10 protein-coding genes and 1 tRNA gene are annotated in these 18834 nt (G+C 44.0%); 7 read left to right on the forward strand and 4 right to left on the reverse strand.

All coding sequences use genetic code 11. The annotated features are described in order from the left end of the window. Positions 1 to 43 precede the first annotated feature (43 nt). A tRNA-Ser gene (locus QZ323_RS08385) sits at positions 44 to 128 on the reverse strand. Between the two features lie 114 nt (positions 129 to 242). Here QZ323_RS08385 and QZ323_RS08390 point away from each other — a divergent pair. Both QZ323_RS08390 and QZ323_RS08395 read left to right on the forward strand, forming a co-directional pair. After that, complete coding sequence (locus QZ323_RS08390) at positions 243 to 2768, forward strand: Smr/MutS family protein (RefSeq protein WP_294634152.1); 2526 nt, start codon at positions 243 to 245, stop codon at positions 2766 to 2768. Positions 2769 to 2781: 13 nt separating this feature from the next. Then, a complete protein-coding gene (locus tag QZ323_RS08395) occupies positions 2782 to 3999 on the forward strand; it encodes an L-serine ammonia-lyase (protein WP_294634153.1) in 1218 nt (405 codons plus the stop codon). 26 nt (positions 4000 to 4025) lie between these two features. On the opposite strand, the gene QZ323_RS08400 is transcribed toward QZ323_RS08395, so the two are convergent. Continuing rightward, positions 4026 to 4577, reverse strand: a complete 552-nt coding sequence (locus QZ323_RS08400; RefSeq protein ID WP_294634154.1) for a DUF4738 domain-containing protein — start codon at positions 4575 to 4577, stop codon at positions 4026 to 4028. 1056 nt (positions 4578 to 5633) lie between these two features. Between QZ323_RS08400 and QZ323_RS08410 the strand changes: the two genes are divergently transcribed. Both QZ323_RS08410 and QZ323_RS08415 read left to right on the forward strand, forming a co-directional pair. Then, complete coding sequence (locus QZ323_RS08410; RefSeq protein WP_298130465.1) at positions 5634 to 10508, forward strand: RecQ family ATP-dependent DNA helicase; 4875 nt, start codon at positions 5634 to 5636, stop codon at positions 10506 to 10508. Positions 10509 to 10586: 78 nt separating this feature from the next. Then, positions 10587 to 12161: an ATP-binding protein gene (locus tag QZ323_RS08415; protein ID WP_294634157.1), complete on the forward strand. Its 1575-nt coding sequence runs from the start codon at positions 10587 to 10589 to the stop codon at positions 12159 to 12161. A 116-nt stretch (positions 12162 to 12277) separates the two neighbouring features. Here QZ323_RS08415 and dnaK read toward each other — a convergent pair whose 3' ends face one another. Then, positions 12278 to 14185: a molecular chaperone DnaK gene (gene dnaK, locus QZ323_RS08420; RefSeq protein WP_294634158.1), complete on the reverse strand. Its 1908-nt coding sequence runs from the start codon at positions 14183 to 14185 to the stop codon at positions 12278 to 12280. Positions 14186 to 14490: 305 nt separating this feature from the next. After that, complete coding sequence (locus QZ323_RS08425) at positions 14491 to 15285, reverse strand: META domain-containing protein (protein ID WP_294634159.1); 795 nt, start codon at positions 15283 to 15285, stop codon at positions 14491 to 14493. Between the two features lie 641 nt (positions 15286 to 15926). Here QZ323_RS08425 and QZ323_RS08430 point away from each other — a divergent pair. The 3 genes from QZ323_RS08430 (at position 15927) to recA (ending at position 18769) form a co-directional block, all read left to right on the forward strand. Next, positions 15927 to 17120: a saccharopine dehydrogenase family protein gene (locus tag QZ323_RS08430; protein WP_294634160.1), complete on the forward strand. Its 1194-nt coding sequence runs from the start codon at positions 15927 to 15929 to the stop codon at positions 17118 to 17120. Between the two features lie 59 nt (positions 17121 to 17179). Then, on the forward strand, positions 17180 to 17626 hold the full coding sequence (bcp, locus tag QZ323_RS08435; RefSeq protein ID WP_294634161.1) for a thioredoxin-dependent thiol peroxidase: 447 nt from the start codon (positions 17180 to 17182) through the stop codon (positions 17624 to 17626). 105 nt (positions 17627 to 17731) lie between these two features. Further along, on the forward strand, positions 17732 to 18769 hold the full coding sequence (gene recA / locus QZ323_RS08440; protein ID WP_294634162.1) for a recombinase RecA: 1038 nt from the start codon (positions 17732 to 17734) through the stop codon (positions 18767 to 18769). The last annotated feature ends 65 nt before the right edge of the window (positions 18770 to 18834 follow it).

Here is an 18834-nt window from a genome sequence, read left to right on the forward strand (position 1 = left end):
TTGGGTGTTTGCTTTGCAATTTGCTGATTTTCAGCGTTTATTGCGGAGAGACAGGGATTCGAACCCCGGGTACCTCGCAGTACAACGGTTTTCAAGACCGCCGCAATCGACCACTCTGCCACCTCTCCAAAACTCCTTCTTCAGGGAGTGCTTTTCTCTTAAAGCGGTGCAAAGGTACAAATCATTTTTAATTCTACAAACTTCCTGCCGTTTTTTTCGCAAATAAATATTACTTTTGCATCATGATATACCCACAGAACTTTGAACATAAAATAGGTTTCGACCAAATACGCCAGTTGCTAAGCGAAAAATGCCTTAGTACGTTAGGCGAAGAAAGAGTGACCGATATGACATTCTCCGACTGTTATGAAGAAGTAGAAGAACGTCTGAATCTCGTCACCGAATTTGTCCGTATCATAGAAGAGGAAGATAATTTTCCGGCCCAATACTTTTTTGATGTGCGACCGGCACTGAAACGCATACGTGTAGAAGGAATGTATTTAGATGAACAGGAATTGTTCGACCTACGCCGCTCGCTGGAGACAATACGCGACATCGTGCGGTTTCTGAAGAAAGAAGATACAGAAGAGGAAGAATCCCCCTACCCTTGCCTATGCCATCTTGCCAAAGATATCTTAGCCTTTCCGCAACTTATTCAAAAGATAAACACCATATTGTCACCTTACGGAAAGATAAAGGATAACGCTTCTGCCGAACTGGCACGCATCCGCCGCGAACTGACAAATACCATGAACAGTATTTCCCGTTCGCTGAACAGCATCCTGCGCAATGCCCAATCGGAAGGCGTCGTAGATAAGGACGTTACCCCTACCATGCGCGACGGTCGTCTGGTGATCCCTGTAGCACCGGGACTAAAACGAAAAATCAAAGGTATCGTGCATGATGAATCGGCAAGCGGAAAGACTGTCTTCATCGAACCTGCCGAAGTCGTAGAAGCCAACAATCGTATCCGGGAACTTGAAGCTGACGAACGTAGAGAAATAATCCGTATCTTAATCGAATTCTCCAATCTGTTGCGCCCTTCCATTCCGAGTGTATTGCAATCGTATGAGTTTCTGGCAGAAATAGACTTCATCCGCGCCAAAAGCCTGTTTGCCCTACAAATTTCAGGCATAAAGCCCACATTGGAACACACGCAAATACTGGATTGGACCATGGCTGTGCACCCGTTGCTACAGCTCTCTCTCGCCAAACATGGCAAGAAAATAGTTCCACTGGATATTGAATTGAACAGACAGCAACGCATCCTCATCATATCCGGTCCGAATGCCGGTGGCAAATCTGTCTGTCTCAAGACTGTAGGCCTGCTGCAATATATGCTGCAATGTGGTATGCTTATCCCCATGCACGAACGCAGCCATGCAGGCATCTTCAGCAGCATATTCATAGACATAGGCGACGAGCAGTCCATAGAAGACGACCTGAGTACCTACTCCTCCCATCTTACAAACATGAAAATCATGATGAAGAACTGCAACGAGCGGAGCCTCATCCTGATTGATGAATTCGGTGGAGGTACGGAGCCACAGATAGGAGGCGCCATTGCCGAAGCCGTATTGAAGCGTTTCAATCAGAAAAAAACTTTTGGCGTCATCACTACGCACTATCAGAATCTGAAGCATTTTGCCGAAGATCATGAAGGCGTAGTCAATGGAGCCATGTTGTACGACCGCCACCTGATGCAAGCACTCTTCCAACTCCAAATAGGTAATCCCGGAAGTTCGTTTGCTGTAGAGATAGCCCGGAAGATAGGCCTTCCGGAAGACGTCATTGCCGATGCATCGGAAATCGTAGGCAGTGAATACATCAATGCCGATAAATACTTGCAAGACATCGTACGCGACAAGCGCTACTGGGAAGGAAAACGCCAGACCATCCGCCAACGCGAAAAATACATGGAAGAGACCATCTCACGTTACCAGACCGAGATGGAAGACTTGCAGAAATCCCGCAAAGAGATCATACGAAAGGCCAAAGAGGAAGCCGAACAGTTGGTAAAGGAAGCCAATGCCCGAATTGAAAATACCATTCGTACCATCAAAGAGGCACAGGCAGAAAAGGAAAAGACCCGTCAGGCACGCCAAGAACTGATTGACTTCCGTGAATCGATGGAAGCCCTCGCCTCTAAAGAACAAGAAGAAAAGATAGCCCGCAAGATGCAGAAACTGCAAGAAAGGCAGCAACGGAAGAAAGACAAAAAAGCAAAAGAGACAAAAAACGGTCTTTCAGCACAGGAACAGGAAGCACTAAAAGCCAAACAAGAGGCTGAACGCCTGGCAAGCATCGTTCCTGGTGCAATGGTGAAGATAAAGGGACAGAGTTCGGTGGGCGAAGTAATGGAAGTGAATGGCAAGAACGCCGTCGTTGCTTTCGGCAGCATAAAGACTACCGTGAAAGTGGAACGTCTGGAACGCACCAATGCTGCTCCTCAAAAGACAAACAGCTCTGCCAAAAATACATTCCTCAGCACTCAGACGCAGGATAGCATGTATGAGAAGAAGCTGAACTTCAAACAAGACATTGACGTGCGCGGAATGCGTGGCGATGAAGCACTTCAGGCAGTGACCTACTTCATTGACGATGCCATCCTTGTCGGCATGGCACGCGTACGTATCCTCCACGGAACGGGTACAGGCATTTTGCGTACCCTTATCCGCCAATACTTGCAAACCGTTCCCGGCATAAAGCACTTTGCCGACGAACATGTACAGTTTGGCGGTGCAGGCATTACAGTAGTCGACCTATAAACATATATCAGACATGAAATCAATCAAAGAACTCTATCGTATCGGCATAGGTCCTTCGAGCAGTCACACAATGGGACCTCGCAAAGCCGCTGAATTGTTTCTGAAGAAACACCCGGAAGCCTCTTCTTTTGAAGTCACTCTATACGGCAGCCTCGCAGCTACAGGCAAAGGGCACATGACCAATATCGCCATTACGGAAACGCTGCAACCCGTTGCTCCGGTAAAGATCATTTGGGAACCGAAAATATTCCTCCCTTTCCACCCCAACGGGATGAAGTTTGTATCCTTGGATGCAGAAGGTAAAGAGACTGATTCTTGGACAGTCTTCAGTGTGGGTGGCGGAGCTTTGGCTGAAGAGAACAATGACACTTCCGCCGTCAACACGCCAGACATCTACGACATGAACCACATGACCGAAATTCTGCAATGGTGCGAAAGAACCGGAAAAAGCTACTGGGAGTACGTAAAGGAGTGTGAAGAGGAAGACATTTGGGACTATCTGAACGAAGTATGGAAAACCATGCAGGCGGCTGTTCGCCGTGGATTGGAACAGGAAGGTGTATTGCCCGGTCCGCTGAATCTGCGCCGAAAAGCCTCAACCTATTACATACGTGCCAGTGGCTACAAGCAATCCCTGCAATCACGCGGATTGGTATTTGCCTACGCCCTTGCCGTAAGCGAAGAGAACGCTTCGGGCGGAACCATCGTAACTGCCCCTACATGCGGCTCATGTGGTGTAGTACCGGCAGTACTTTATCACCTTGCCAAGAGTCGGGATTTTAGTGATGTACGCATTCTGCGTGCCCTTGCCACGGCCGGCCTTATTGGAAATATTGTGAAGACCAACGCCTCTATTTCAGGAGCGGAAGCAGGATGCCAGGCAGAGGTAGGTGTGGCTTGTTCCATGGCTTCAGCAGCTGCCAACCAACTGTTCGGCGGCAGTCCCGCCCAGATAGAATATGCAGCCGAAATGGGGTTAGAACATCATTTAGGTATGACGTGCGATCCTGTTTGCGGGTTGGTGCAAATCCCTTGCATCGAACGGAATGCATACGCTGCCGCCCGTGCTTTGGACGCCAATCTTTATTCTTCTTTTACCGACGGAATGCACCGTGTTTCTTTTGATAAAGTAGTGACAGTAATGAAAGAAACCGGAAATGACCTGCCTTCACTCTACAAAGAAACCAGCGAAGGTGGATTGGCTAAAGATTATCATCCTATGGGAGAGTGATTCATTCACTCCCCCTTCCCTTTAGTTTAGTTCATGCTGTCCGTCGGATGTAAATCTTCCAACAGTTCTTCTTTCATCATGGTTATTTTCCCATCCGGCGTTATAGTCAACGACAAAGGGATATAAAGGTCGGTCTGCGGATAACAGATACTTGCTGCGTACACAATCCCTTTTGGAGTCGTTTTATCATACACAAGACCTTCCAGGATAAATTGTTTCATATATTTAGCGTCTACCAATGAAGCGAAGTCTCCTTTGGTGAAAACTTTATCTACAATGGTTTTTCCGCCGGAAGTTAAGCGCAATGAAATACTGTTATCCACGAATTTTTCTCCTTCTTCATTGGTCACAATGGGTAAATGGTCATCGGGACGACGAACCACTTTGGACTGATAATCTTTGCCTCTATAAGTAAACGTTGTTTTAATATCAGATACCTGCATGCGTTGTAGACCATTAGCATCTACAGAATCTTTCATCAGTACCTGTATATCCGAGTCATCTCCTCTTTTCTGTGAAGAACAAGCAGTCAGCAAACACAACGCTACCCCTATACAGAAGTAAAAAATGTTTCTCATCACATCATTTGTTTACAATTAATGGGAACAAAGAAACAAAAAGAGAGGCAAAAATACAAGAAAAAGACAAAATAAATAAAAGACGGGCGAACCACCGTCCGCCCGTCTTAAACTAATACCTGTTTATGTATATCATACCTATTGAATTATATATTTATAAGACAAAAAGCAAGATAGAAGGTTTAATAGAATGTTCTTCTTTAACAAAAAACAAGATAATGAAACATATAACCTATAGTAATGGTACGCTGATGCATCTTTACTAATCCTTTGAAAGTAGCGTAATAGTTGGATACCGAGTTGATAGACATTAGCGATTATTATGTTCAAGTTACTTGGTGTTCAACAAGTATTCACGGAACTTCAAGTCCATATTCACATCGCCAAAGGTGCATTACCCTTTGACGAATCACTAAACCAACAATAATAGAATGTCCGTATTCTGAGTATGTTTACATAAATAGCCGAGTATGTTTACATAAATAGCAAAGTATCTTAAGATACTTTACTGAACATCTCTACATGCTATTTTTCCTGATTTCTTCTTGTCTGGTAGAAAACAGCACTATCGTATTCATATAGTCCATTGATAGATTCCATCACACGGCTTACCCGTTTAGAACTTCGCTTTGTAAACTGGTACTATTCCACAATCAACAACCATGTTCCCATAAATACAAAAGCTTGCAGCTCAATGAGCTGCAAGCTTTTGCTTATTGTTTATTATCTATTTCCTTATCGAAATCATTTGACCTCCTCAAAATCAACATTATCTCAGTATGAGCAACTTGCGTACACGTGTTGCAATTATATCGCAAATCCGAAAATAAGCACCCATAAGCAACCACAACTCTTGACTGTAAAAGTACGATTTTTGTTCATAAATAAAGAGATGTAAACGCATAAAAATCAAAAGTATGGCACAAATTTAACAGAATCTCCACTTTTATCCTTACCTTTGTACATGATATTGGGGAGTTGTACCCTAACAATTATAAGGAAACGATGCAGATATATAACAAATTCAAGTTGTAAAACTATTTATTATATTGAGATATGTCAATATGGAGCAAACTCATAGGAATCAAGAAAACCGAGGATAGAAACAATATCATCGGCAATAAAACCACCTCTGTACCATGTAGTGCCCACAATTATGCCATAGTAGATGTTGAAATAGGCTTGAAAGACCATAGAATCCATGATATAGGAGCCCTCAAGCACGATAACACGACATTTCATAAAACCTCAAAAGAAGAACTATTCATTTTCTTAAACGATGTAGACTACATCTGCGGACACAATATCGTTCACCATGATGCTAAATACTTGTTTACGGACAAAATATGCCGTTGGATTTTAGTTGATACACTTTATGTTTCCCCTTTACTGTTCCCTGAACACCCTTACCACAGGCTTGTGAAAGATGACAAACTGATGAGCGAACAAATGAACAATCCGGTGAACGATTGCAAGAAAGCAAAAGACTTATTGTTGGATGAAATAGCATGCTGGCATTCATTACGGAAAGAAAAGTGTATACTATTTGCATCGCTGCTGAAGGGCAAGAAGGAATTTGAAGGATTTCTCAGTATGGTAAGTGCGGAGTATATCCATAAAGGAATACCTGAACTTATTAAAGAACTTTATGCCGGAAAGATTTGCCAACATGCCGATCTTAACATGCTCATCAACCAATATCCATGCGGATTGGCATACGCATTGGCTCTGATTGACACCACCGATTACCGCTCCATCACTCCCGGATGGGTACTTTATAATTATCCGGAAGTGGAATTTATCATAAAACTCCTGCGATACACAACTTGTAAAGAAAGCTGCGACTACTGCCATACGCAATTGGATGTGCTCCATAACCTAAAAACATTTTTCGGATATGAGCGCTTCCGGACATACGAAGGCGAGCCACTACAAGAACGTGCTGCCCAAGCTGCGGTAAAAGGGAAATCGCTGCTGGCAATATTTCCTACTGGCGGTGGTAAATCACTTACCTTCCAACTGCCTGCACTCATGGCGGGACATTCCGTGCACGGGCTTACGGTTGTCATCTCCCCCTTGCAGTCCTTGATGAAAGACCAGGTAGATAACCTTGCCGACAGAGGCATCACGGATGCCGTAACCATAAATGGGATGTTAGATCCCATCACAAGATCGCTGTCAATACAAAGAGTACAAGACGGAGAAGCCTCGTTGTTGTATATCTCTCCCGAGATGCTCCGTTCAAAAACAATCGAGAAAATATTGATGACGCGCCACGTTGTAAGGTTTGTGATAGACGAAGCGCACTGCTTTTCTTCATGGGGGCAGGATTTCAGAGTTGACTATCTCTACATTGGCAAATTCATCCAAAAATACCAGCAAAAGAAAAAATGCAAAACCCCGATACCTATATCCTGTTTCACGGCCACGGCAAAACAGAAAGTAATCCAAGACATCTGTGACTATTTCAAGCAGACTTTGGATTTGAACTTGGAATTATTCGCATCAACAGCCTCAAGAACAAATCTACACTATTCCGTCATACATGTAGAGAATGACAATGACAAATATTTAAAACTGAGAGAACTTGTAGCAGAAGCCTATTGTCCGACAATTGTTTACGTGTCACGCACTAAATGGACAAAGGAACTGGCTGCAAAACTGACTCGTGACGGTTACAAGGCACTCCCTTTCAATGGGAAAATGGAAGCCGATGAAAAAATTGCCAACCAAGATGCTTTTATGAACGATCAGGCACACATCATCGTGGCTACGTCTGCATTTGGTATGGGAGTCGATAAGAAAGATGTCGGTCTTGTAGTTCATTATGATATTTCCGATTCGCTGGAAAATTATGTACAGGAAGCTGGCAGGGCAGGTCGTGATCCTGGCCTTAGCGCACGTTGTTATGTGCTTTACAGTGACAATGATTTGGACAAGCATTTTATATTGCTAAACCAAACGAAACTTAGCATTAGTGAAATACAACAGATATGGAAAGCCGTCAAAGACCTTACCAAACACCGTATGAAAGTCAACTGTTCTGCGTTGGAAATTGCCCGACAAGCAGGATGGGATGATTCGGTATCTGACATTGAGACCCGTGTACGAACAGCATTAGCTGCTTTGGAACAAAGCGGATACTTGGTAAGAGGGAACAATGTACCTCATGTATATGCCACGGGAATAATGGTAAAGAATATGGATGAAGCAAGAGAACGCATAGCAGCATCACTACTTTTTGGCAGCGATGAAATGGAAAAGGCAGTACTTATCATCAAGTCATTGATTTCTCAAAAACATATCGCCAAGGCTCAGGATTCGGAAGCAGAATCACGAATCGATTATCTAGCAGACATGTTGGGACTGAGCAAAAGAGATGTTATATCTGTAGTGGAGCGCATGCGACAGGAAGGTATATTGGCAGACAGCAAAGATATATCTGCCTATTTGCAGGATGCAGGTGATTCGGAACGAAAATCGCAATTGCTTCTTGAACGTTTCGCCAAACTTGAGCAATACATCCTCAATCACATTCCCGATGAGTCTTTACGAATATCATGCAAACAACTGAATGAGAATGCCGTGAACGACGGTATCAACACCTCCAAAGAAAAAGACATTCGGACATTACTCTATTTTCTCACCGTCAAGGGATATACGCGTAAAAAAGAAGATGCGGTTCATAATATAGAAATAAGTCGTCAGGCAGACTTAGAGTCTACCATCAGGCGATTTGAAAAACGATTGGAGATAAGTCGCTTTTCCGTGGAGTGGCTATACAGATTGGCTTTAGATGCAGAAGCGAAAAATGTACCCAGCAAAGCCATCCAATTCTCCGTGGTAGAACTTTTGAACCAAATAAAATCAAGTTCTCAATCTCTTTTCGGGGGACTTGACGACATTCAATTGGAAGACGTGGAAGAAGCACTTCTGTATTTGTCGAAAATCGGTTCACTAAAACTTGAAGGCGGATTTTTGGTACTTTATAATGCCATGAATATCCAAAGAATAAAGGATAACAAGTCGAGATACAAGCAAGACGACTATCGGATGCTCAACGAATTCTACAAGTTGAAAATCCAGCAAGTGCATATTGTAGGTGAATATGCCAATCTGATGGTAAGAGATTATCATGCTGCCTTGCAATATGTTCAAGATTATTTCCAGATGGACTATAGGAAGTTTGTCGCAAAATATTTTAAAGGAAACAGAGTAAGCGAGATACAGCGTAATTTGACACCACAGAAATATGAGCAATTGTTCGGACAATTGTCCAAACGGCAAATGGAAATCATTTCCGACAAGGTTTCACGTTGCATTGTAGTTGCTGCCGGTCCGGGCAGTGGGAAAACACGTGTATTGGTTCACAAACTGGCCTCACTCCTGTTACTTGAAGACGTGAAACATGAACAGCTCTTGATGCTGACATTTTCAAGGGCAGCCGCTACGGAGTTCAAACAACGGCTTATGGAGTTGATAGGTAATGCGGCCCATTTTGTTGAAATAAAGACATTCCACTCCTATTGCTTTGATCTACTGGGACGGATCGGAAATCTTGAAGATTCAAAGAATGTCGTTTCAAAGGCTGCTGAAATGATATGTCAAGGAGAAGTGGAACCCAATAAGATTGGCAAGACGGTATTAGTCATAGATGAGGCTCAGGATATGGGAGCTGAAGAGCATGCACTTGTAAAGGCATTAATGACTAATAATGAGGAAATGCGTGTGATAGCCGTGGGAGACGACGACCAAAACATCTATGAATTCCGCGGTTCCGATTCCGGTTATATGTACCGATTGGCACAAGAAAGCGGAAGCACGTTTGTCGAAATGACCGAAAATTACCGCAGTGCACGCCAGCCGGTGGATTTTGCCAACGGATTCTTAAAAAACATACATAAAAGGATAAAATGTACACCAATTATCTCCATGAGAAAAGAAAAAGGTTGGGTTGAAGTGATACGCTATCAATCAGAATATATGTATCAGCCACTCGTCGAAAACTTGCTTCAACATAGGGGTAAAGGAACTTCTTGTGTACTGACCCAAACAAATGAAGAGGCCGTTATCCTGATGGCTCTTTTGCGGAAACATGGCATAAATAGTAAACTGATACAATCAATGGACGGCCTGCGTTTTTGGAATATGGCCGAAATGAGATATTTCCTGAGGTATATAAACAAGCGGATAAAAACACCGTTAATCACGGAAGAACTGTGGGAAGAAGCCAAGCATAACACCTTCTCTACTTATGACAGGAGTCTAAGCTTGATGTATGTGAAACGTTGCATAGCCCAGTTTGAACAAACCAACAAGAGTAAATATTTCAATGACTTCAAAGAATTTGTATTTGAGTCATCAGTGGAAGACTTCTGCGACGTATCAGGGGCCGACGTTGTGGTATCAACTATTCACAAGGCCAAAGGCAGAGAGTTTGACGATGTGTATATGCTCATATCCGACAATTATGTCAAGGATGCCCATCTGATGCGTCGATATTACGTAGGAATAACCCGTGCGAAAAACAGGCTGTTCATACATACAAACGGTGATTGTTTCAATCATCTGAGTGCAGACCGATATCTTATGGATCAACGACAATATGATATGCCCGAAGAAATCGTACTACAACTCTCTCACAAAGATGTCAATTTGGGATTCTTCAAAGAACGAAAACAAGAAATCCTGGCATTGAGAGGTGGAGATTCTTTGACCTACAGAAATTTCTTTTTGTATAGTTCATTGACAGATAAACCCATAGCTAAGTTGTCATCAAAAATGCAGGATACATTATCCGAATGGGAACAAAGAGGTTACCAGGTGAAATCCGCATCTGTACGGTTCGTGGTGGCATGGAAACCTAAAGATGCACAAAAGAATGAACCAGAAACAGCTGTTCTTTTGGCCGACTTGATACTTTCTTTGTAAGCTAAAACGTTTGAAATTATCACAATATAATTATCTTTGTGATAAGAATTAAAATATTATACGAATAATAAGGGAATAATGCAAATTCAAAACAATGCATTGATAGCAGAATGCTCGGCTTACGATTTCAAGGAAATGCTGGAACGTAAGAAAGTGAAGTCATGGCTCAAATCCGTATCGGCTTTTGCCAATACGGATGGTGGCAGTTTGTTCTATGGAGTGAACGATGACGGAGTGATTGTGGGTTTGGAAAATCCACAATCCGATGCTGGCTTTATCAGCGAAACGATAAAGGCAAGACTTGACCCTGTACCGGAAATACAACTTATCCCGATAGAGCACGAAGGACATACGCTGCTCGAAGTGAAAGTAAAGGCAGGAACGCTTACACCTTATTACTATTATCAGGATGGGACACGTACTGCATATGTACGAGTTGGCAATGAAAGCGTAGAGTGTAATTCGCAGCAACTTCTTTCACTGGTATTGAAAGGTACGCACATGACATGGGATTCACTGCCTACACAAGTGGATGCCAGCAAACACTCTTTCATCATCCTTACCAATACTTTCCGTGAACAAACCCATCAGGAATGGAATGACAAGTATCTGGAATCATTCGGTCTGGTTACTCCTGAAGGTAAATTGACCAATGCCGGATTGTTGTTCGTGGATAACTGTACCGTATTCCAATCGCGTATCTTCTGCACCCGTTGGACCGGACTTTATAAAGATGATGCCATCAGTTCCGTAGAACATCGGGCTAACCTAGTATTGCTATTGAAATACGGCATGGACTTCATCAAGAACTACACCATGAGCGGATGGGTGAAAATGCCGAACTATCGTCTGAACCTCCCCGATTATTCCGACCGTGCAATCTTTGAAGGGTTGGTAAACCATCTTATCCATAGAGATTATACCGTGATGGGTGGCGAAGTACATATTGACATTTACGATGACCGAGTGGAACTGGTATCGCCCGGTGCCATGCTTGACGGTACACAAATTCAAGACCGTGACATATACAAAGTGCCGTCCATGCGCCGCAATCCCGTCATTGCGGATGTGTTCACACAGCTGGACTATATGGAGAAACGTGGCTCCGGTTTGCGCAAGATGCGAGAGCTTACGGAGAAACTACCCAACTTCCTGCAAGGAAAAGAACCGCAATATCAAACGGAAGCGACTTCTTTCTATACCACTTTCTATAATCTGAACTGGAGTGAGAACGGCAGAATACCTGTTGAAGAAGTGGCAGAGAGAATAAATAGTTCGGTGAAAAAGTTCGGTGTAAGTGACAAAAGTTCGGTGAAAGGTTCGGAGATAATGCAAAAAGGTTCGGAGAAAACCTTCGGTGAGAGAAAAAAAACTTCGGTGAGAATCTTCGGTGACAGGGAAAAAACTTCGGTGACAAAAGGGAATTCTTCGGTGAAGTCCAAACGCTTAGGACGAACAGCCCAAAGTATCATTGATTTGGTTATAGCTGATGCACTGATTACTGAAGAAAAAATGGCAGAGAGAATCGGTGTAAGCAAACGTGCCATTGAGATGCAAATAGCCAATCTTCGTGCCAAAGGGATTCTAATTCGTGAAGGTGCTGATTTCGGTGGCTATTGGCGCATTTTAACCAATCCTCAAACAAAACAATAACCTTATGGGAACATCTTTCATACATAGCAACCATGAACCCCATAAACGCAAAAAGCGTGCAACTCATTGAGCTGCACGCTTTTGCTTATTGTTTGTTATCTGTTTCCTTATCGGAATCATTTGACCTCCTCAAAATCAGCATCCTGCACGTTATCACCATGCTTATTGCTGTCTTGAGCACCGCCTTGCTGACCGGCATTCATATCAGGACCAGCCTGTGCACCGCTTTGAGCATACATCTCAGCACTTGCAGCCTGGAAGGCAGTGTTCAGTTCTGCCATTGCAGCATCTACAGCAGCCAGATCTTGAGCCTTATGAGCATCTTTCAGTTTCTGCAGAGCAGCCTCAATCGGAGCCTTCTTGTCGGCAGGTAACTTATCGCCCAATTCCTTCAATTGATTCTCAGTAGTAAAGATCATTGAATCCGCCTGGTTCAACTTATCAATTTTCTCACGCTCTTTCTTGTCGGCTTCAGCATTTGCTTCGGCTTCAGCTTTCATCTTTTCGATCTCTTCCTTGCTCAAACCGCTGGAAGCTTCGATACGGATGGCCTGTTCCTTACCCGTAGCCTTGTCCTTAGCAGAAACCTTCAAGATACCGTTAGCATCAATATCGAATGTCACCTCAATCTGAGGAACACCACGGCGGGCAGGAGCAATACCTGTCAGATTAAACTGACCGATAGACTTGTTCTGGGCAGCCATAGGGCGTTCGCCTTGCAGCACGTGGATGGTAACTTCCGTCTGATTGTCGGCAGCCGTAGAGAAAGTCTCGCTCTTCTTGCACGGAATAGTAGTGTTGGCATCGATCAACTTGGTCATTACACCACCCAGTGTCTCAATACCCATTGACAATGGAGTAACATCCAACAATACCACACCCTTGATTTCATCCGTCAACACGGCACCCTGTACGGCAGCACCAACTGCTACCACTTCATCCGGGTTCACACCTTTAGAAGGAGCTTTGCCGAAGTAGTCTTCAACCAACTTCTGTACGGCAGGAATACGAGATGAACCACCTACGAGGATTACCTCGTCGATATCGGCATTGCTCAGACCGGCATCAGACATGGCTTTCTTGCAAGGTTCGAGACAAGCCTGAATTAAGTTGTGAGCCAAAGCCTCAAATTTAGCACGCGTCAACGTCTTAACCAAGTGCTTGGGTACACCACCTACCGGCATAATGTACGGCAAGTTGATTTCGGTGCTCGTAGAAGAAGACAGTTCAATCTTAGCTTTTTCTGCAGCTTCTTTCAGACGTTGCATTGCCATCGGATCTTGAGTAAGGTCGGCTCCTTCATCGTTCTTGAACTCTTCTGCCAACCAGTTGATGATCACTTGGTCGAAGTCATCACCACCAAGGTGTGTATCACCGTTCGTAGACAATACTTCGAACACACCACCACCGAACTCAAGGATAGAGATATCAAACGTACCACCACCAAGGTCGAATACGGCAACTTTCATATCCTTGTTTGCCTTGTCGATACCGTAAGCCAATGCTGCGGCTGTCGGCTCGTTGACAATACGTTTCACTTCCAAACCGGCAATCTGACCGGCTTCTTTGGTTGCCTGACGCTGAGAGTCGGAGAAGTAAGCCGGAACTGTAATAACAGCTTCTGTCACTTCTTGTCCCAAATAATCTTCAGCAGTCTTCTTCATTTTCTGAAGAATCATAGCCGAAATTTCCTGCGGAGTATATAAGCGTCCGTCTATATCTACACGAGGCATATTGTTATCGCTCTTCACTACCTTGTAAGGCATACGGTCTACTTCTTTCTGTACCTGATCCCAAGTTTCACCCATGAAACGTTTGATGGAGAACACAGTTCTGGTGGGGTTTGTAATAGCCTGACGTTTAGCAGGATCACCTACTTTACGTTCACCACCATCCACGAATGCTACAATAGAAGGAGTAGTACGTTTACCTTCGCTATTTGCTATTACTACAGGTTCGTTTCCCTCAAATACGGAAACACAAGAGTTTGTAGTTCCTAAGTCTATACCAATAATTTTTCCCATAATCGTTACTATTTTTATTTGTTATTATTCAAATTCTGTTTGTCCGCCTTAGCGGTGGACGACAATAAAAATACAAACGTCGTGCCAAATTGTTCGAGAAGTTTTTTTATTTTATGGCATGACAGAATTGCTGCCAGTTTGGCAGTATTTCCGTTCCTATATTAAGGAAGAAAAGGTACAGCATGTATGACAGAATATCATACTACCAGAAAGAAAACGATTATACAACCGAACCTTACAAAACAAAAGCAGGATGCCAACCCTTTCATTGACATCCTGCTCTGCTCTTTTTCCGTTCATTCGGACTATTTCTTTATCAGCACCATCACCAACACATTATCCGCATCATATAGACCAATGCCCCTACCCTCCAACTGACCGAAGGATTGCACATCATCCAAAGCTTTCAGTACACGGCTTTCCACTTCCATATTGGGACAAGCCATCATCGTAGTTATCAATTGTGAAAAAGAGATTTCAGACGGTTTTTCACTATCTGCCACAAAATCGCCATTGATCAGATTGCAACCGGCATTGCCATGTATTCTCTTCTCATTTAGATTAAACTCGATAAAGGGCTGCTTCTCCATTCCCTCAGGGATGGCTTGACCACCTGCTTCCACAATCATCCACTTTCCATTCAAATCTGATAGTTTCACTGTTGGAGTTTTCTTTTGTAACACAATAACAGGACGACGGGAGGAACCGCACAGAGCGATGTTCTCCTTACCCAATTCCTTATATTTCTTCACCTGTCTCAAAGTTGACAATACGTTTTGCTCTAGCGTCATGTCCGGACACATCATACGTGTACTTGCCATAGTTCCGAGATCGATTGTACCGGGTTTGGCATTCACATCGAACGAACCCATCATACGATTGCAACCACTATTACCAGATACTTTTCCGGTAGTGGTATCAAAACTGATAAAAGGGAATGCTTGATTAGGCGAAGGAACTACGGCTACGCCATTTATTTCTATAATATTCCATTCACCATTGATGGAAGACAACATCGCTGCATCTTTTGATGAGCGACATGATGACATAGTAGTAACTAAAACTCCTGCCATAAAGAGAGAAACAAATACATTTTTCATTATCATTCGTTGTTTAAGTTTATTTTCAATGTGCAAATATAACACAAAACAGACACATATACAAATATATCCGTATCATGTTGAGATGCAACAAAAAAAACGGTATACACCTTATTTATATTATATCCGAACCAGATGCAGCAGAAACAAAATCCGCAAAATCTGTCCGATCCTGTTCTCTATAAACCAATAACCCCAAGAAAAAGCAGTTTGTTCGATGATAAATACTTTTTTCTGAAAGTATTTGGCGGAATTTTAGAGCCTGTTTAAATTTTGTTCAGCCTTCTTTTGAGAGTGCCTTTTGAGGATGTTTTTCTGTTTTTATGAGAAGCATAGCGGGCTATGTGATGGATAAAAAGAGGAAAACAAACCGAGAAGAAACTCAAAAGCAGCTGAATAAAAAAACTTTTTGAAGAAAAATTAAACAGGCTCTTAATGTTTATCTGCGAATTAAATCCTATATTTGCTCACCAATTAAACAGGTGGCAAGCACAAGCTACGGGCAACAGGTCGTTTTCAGTATGATAGTCGAAAAAAAGAGGTATCAGACCACCCGAACAGTCCGGCTATCGACAGGTCCTAGCGTAAGCTCGTCACGAATCAATGCAATATGAATTTAACTTTAACAATGTTACTAAAAAATGGGTAAAGTTCTTATTATCGGTGCAGGCGGTGTAGGTACCGTCGTTGCGCACAAAGTGGCTCAAAATCCGGATGTATTCACAGACATCATGATTGCAAGCCGCACAAAGTCTAAATGTGACGCTATCGTAAAAGCAATCGGTAACCCCAACATCAAGACCGCACAGGTGGATGCCGACAATGTAGACGAACTGGTAGCTCTGTTCAATGACTTCAAACCCGAAATCGTGATAAACGTAGCACTCCCCTATCAGGACCTCACCATCATGGAAGCTTGTCTGAAGAGCGGAGTAAACTATCTGGATACAGCCAACTACGAGCCGAAAGATGTAGCCCATTTTGAATACAGTTGGCAATGGGCATACAAGAAACGTTTCGAAGAGGCTGGTCTGACTGCTATCCTCGGTTGTGGTTTCGACCCGGGAGTGAGTGGCGTCTACACTGCATACGCAGCCAAGCATCACTTCGATGAAATGCAATACCTGGACATCGTGGACTGCAACGCTGGTAACCATCACAAGGCATTCGCCACCAACTTTAATCCAGAAATCAACATCCGCGAGATTACCCAGAACGGACGCTTCTACGAAAACGGCGAATGGATAACCACCCAGCCAATGGAAATACACAAAGACCTGACCTATCCCAACATTGGGCCGCGCGACTCCTATCTGCTCTATCACGAAGAGCTGGAATCGCTGGTGAAGAACTTCCCCACCATCAAGCGCGCACGCTTCTGGATGACATTCGGACAGGAATACCTGACCCACTTGCGCGTAATCCAGAATATCGGCATGGCGCGCATCGACGAAGTGGACTATAATGGAATGAAGATCGTTCCGTTGCAATTCCTGAAAGCCGTATTGCCCAACCCGCAAGACTTAGGCGAAAACTACGAGGGAGAGACCTCCATCGGATGCCGCATCCGTGGCGTGAAGGACGGAAAAGAGCGTACGTACTACGTCTACAATAATTGCAGCCACCAGGAAGCCTATAAGGAGACCGGCATGCAAGGCGTGAGCTACACTACGGGCGTTCCTGCCATGATAGGTGCCATGATGTTCCTGAAAGGTTTGTGGAAAAGACCGGGTGTATGGAATGTAGAGGAGTTCGATCCCGACCCGTTCATGGAGCAACTGAACAAGCAGGGGTTGCCTTGGCATGAGGTGTTCGACGGAGATTTGGAGGTATGACCCTAATCCGCCATTCTTAGTTTTTAGGTTTAATCATATATTCTGATATCGAATAGATTATGCAAATCGGAGATAAAGCGCCCGAAATACTGGGCATCAACGAGAGAGGCGAAGAAGTCCGTCTCAGCAACTATAAAGGGAAGAAGATAGTACTCTACTTCTATCCCAAAGACATGACCTCAGGATGTACGGCGCAAGCCTGCAACTTGCGGGACAACTACTCTGAACTGTGCAAGGCCGGCTACGAGGTAATCGGCGTAAGCGTAGACAACGAGAAGTCGCATCAGAAGTTCATTGAGAAAAATGAACTCCCCTTCACCCTCATTGCAGACACGGAGAAGAAACTGGTGGAGCAATTCGGAGTATGGGGAGAAAAAAGCATGTATGGACGCAAGTATATGGGAACCTTCCGCACTACTTTCATCATCGACGAAGAAGGGGTGATAGAGCGCATTATAACGCCCAAGGAAGTGAAGACCAAAGACCATGCCGCACAAATCCTGTAAATGTAACTTCACGACGGAGCGAAAAGGAGTTATCGGAACGGATGATGCGATAGCTCCTCCGGTTCCGACTATTAAATAAACAACTAATCATTAATCACTAAAATAATGGCAAAGAAAGACGAACTTAATTTTGAGAGCGAAAATAATACGGCTCCCAGCGAAAAGCTGAAAGCGCTGCAAGCTGCAATGGACAAGATAGAGAAGAGCTTCGGTAAAGGCTCTATCATGAAAATGGGAGATGAAAGCATTGAGCAAGTAGAAGTAATCCCCACAGGTTCTATCGGACTGAACGTGGCACTTGGCGTGGGTGGTTATCCACGCGGGCGTATCATCGAGATCTATGGTCCGGAATCTTCCGGTAAGACCACACTGGCAATCCATGCCATCGCTGAGGCGCAAAAGATGGGGGGTATCGCCGCATTCATTGATGCAGAACATGCCTTCGACCGTTTCTACGCTGCCAAGCTAGGTGTGGACGTAGATAACCTGCTGATTTCGCAACCGGACAACGGAGAACAGGCATTAGAGATAGCAGAACAGTTGATCCGTTCTTCCGCCATCGACATCATCGTGGTGGACTCTGTGGCTGCCCTGACCCCGAAAGCTGAAATCGAAGGAGACATGGGTGACAATAAGGTAGGCTTGCAGGCACGCTTGATGTCGCAGGCTTTACGCAAGCTGACCTCTGCCGTCAGCAAGACGCGCACAACGTGTATCTTCATCAACCAGTTGCGTGAAAAGATCGGCGTAATGTTCGGCAATCCGGAAACGACTACCGGTGGTAATGCACTGAAGTTCTATGCTTCCGTACGTTTGGACATCCGTGGTGGTCAGGCTATCAAGAATGGTGATGAGGTACTGGGCAAACAGACCAAAGTGAAAGTCGTGAAGAACAAAGTGGCACCTCCTTTCCGCAGAGCAGAATTTGACATCATGTTCGGCGAAGGTGTATCCCGTTCTGGCGAAATCATCGATTTGGGTGCTGAGTTGGGTATCATCAAAAAGAGTGGTTCTTGGTTCAGCTACAACGACACGAAGCTGGCTCAAGGGCGTGATGCAGCCAAGCAAGTCATTGCCGACAACCCTGAATTGGCAGAGGAACTGGAAGGACTGATTTTCGAGGCTTTGAAGAAAGAGAAATAAACAAATTCATTCGTATAAGGAAAAGGGGAGCCGGTTTCGGTTCCCCTTTTCTACAACCATTTACA

The sequence above is a fragment of the uncultured Bacteroides sp. genome, assembly GCF_910585845.1.
Classification (GTDB): domain Bacteria; phylum Bacteroidota; class Bacteroidia; order Bacteroidales; family Bacteroidaceae; genus Bacteroides.

Coding starts and splice junctions, on each gene's coding strand:
- QZ323_RS08415 (WP_294634157.1), top strand. CDS start 10,587: ATGCAAATTCAAAACAATGCATTGATAGCAGAATGCTCGGCTTACGAT.
- QZ323_RS08400 (WP_294634154.1), bottom strand. CDS start 4,577: ATGAGAAACATTTTTTACTTCTGTATAGGGGTAGCGTTGTGTTTGCTG.
- bcp (WP_294634161.1), top strand. CDS start 17,180: ATGCAAATCGGAGATAAAGCGCCCGAAATACTGGGCATCAACGAGAGA.
- recA (WP_294634162.1), top strand. CDS start 17,732: ATGGCAAAGAAAGACGAACTTAATTTTGAGAGCGAAAATAATACGGCT.
- QZ323_RS08425 (WP_294634159.1), bottom strand. CDS start 15,285: ATGAAAAATGTATTTGTTTCTCTCTTTATGGCAGGAGTTTTAGTTACT.
- dnaK (WP_294634158.1), bottom strand. CDS start 14,185: ATGGGAAAAATTATTGGTATAGACTTAGGAACTACAAACTCTTGTGTT.
- QZ323_RS08395 (WP_294634153.1), top strand. CDS start 2,782: ATGAAATCAATCAAAGAACTCTATCGTATCGGCATAGGTCCTTCGAGC.
- QZ323_RS08390 (WP_294634152.1), top strand. CDS start 243: ATGATATACCCACAGAACTTTGAACATAAAATAGGTTTCGACCAAATA.
- QZ323_RS08430 (WP_294634160.1), top strand. CDS start 15,927: ATGGGTAAAGTTCTTATTATCGGTGCAGGCGGTGTAGGTACCGTCGTT.
- QZ323_RS08410 (WP_298130465.1), top strand. CDS start 5,634: ATGTCAATATGGAGCAAACTCATAGGAATCAAGAAAACCGAGGATAGA.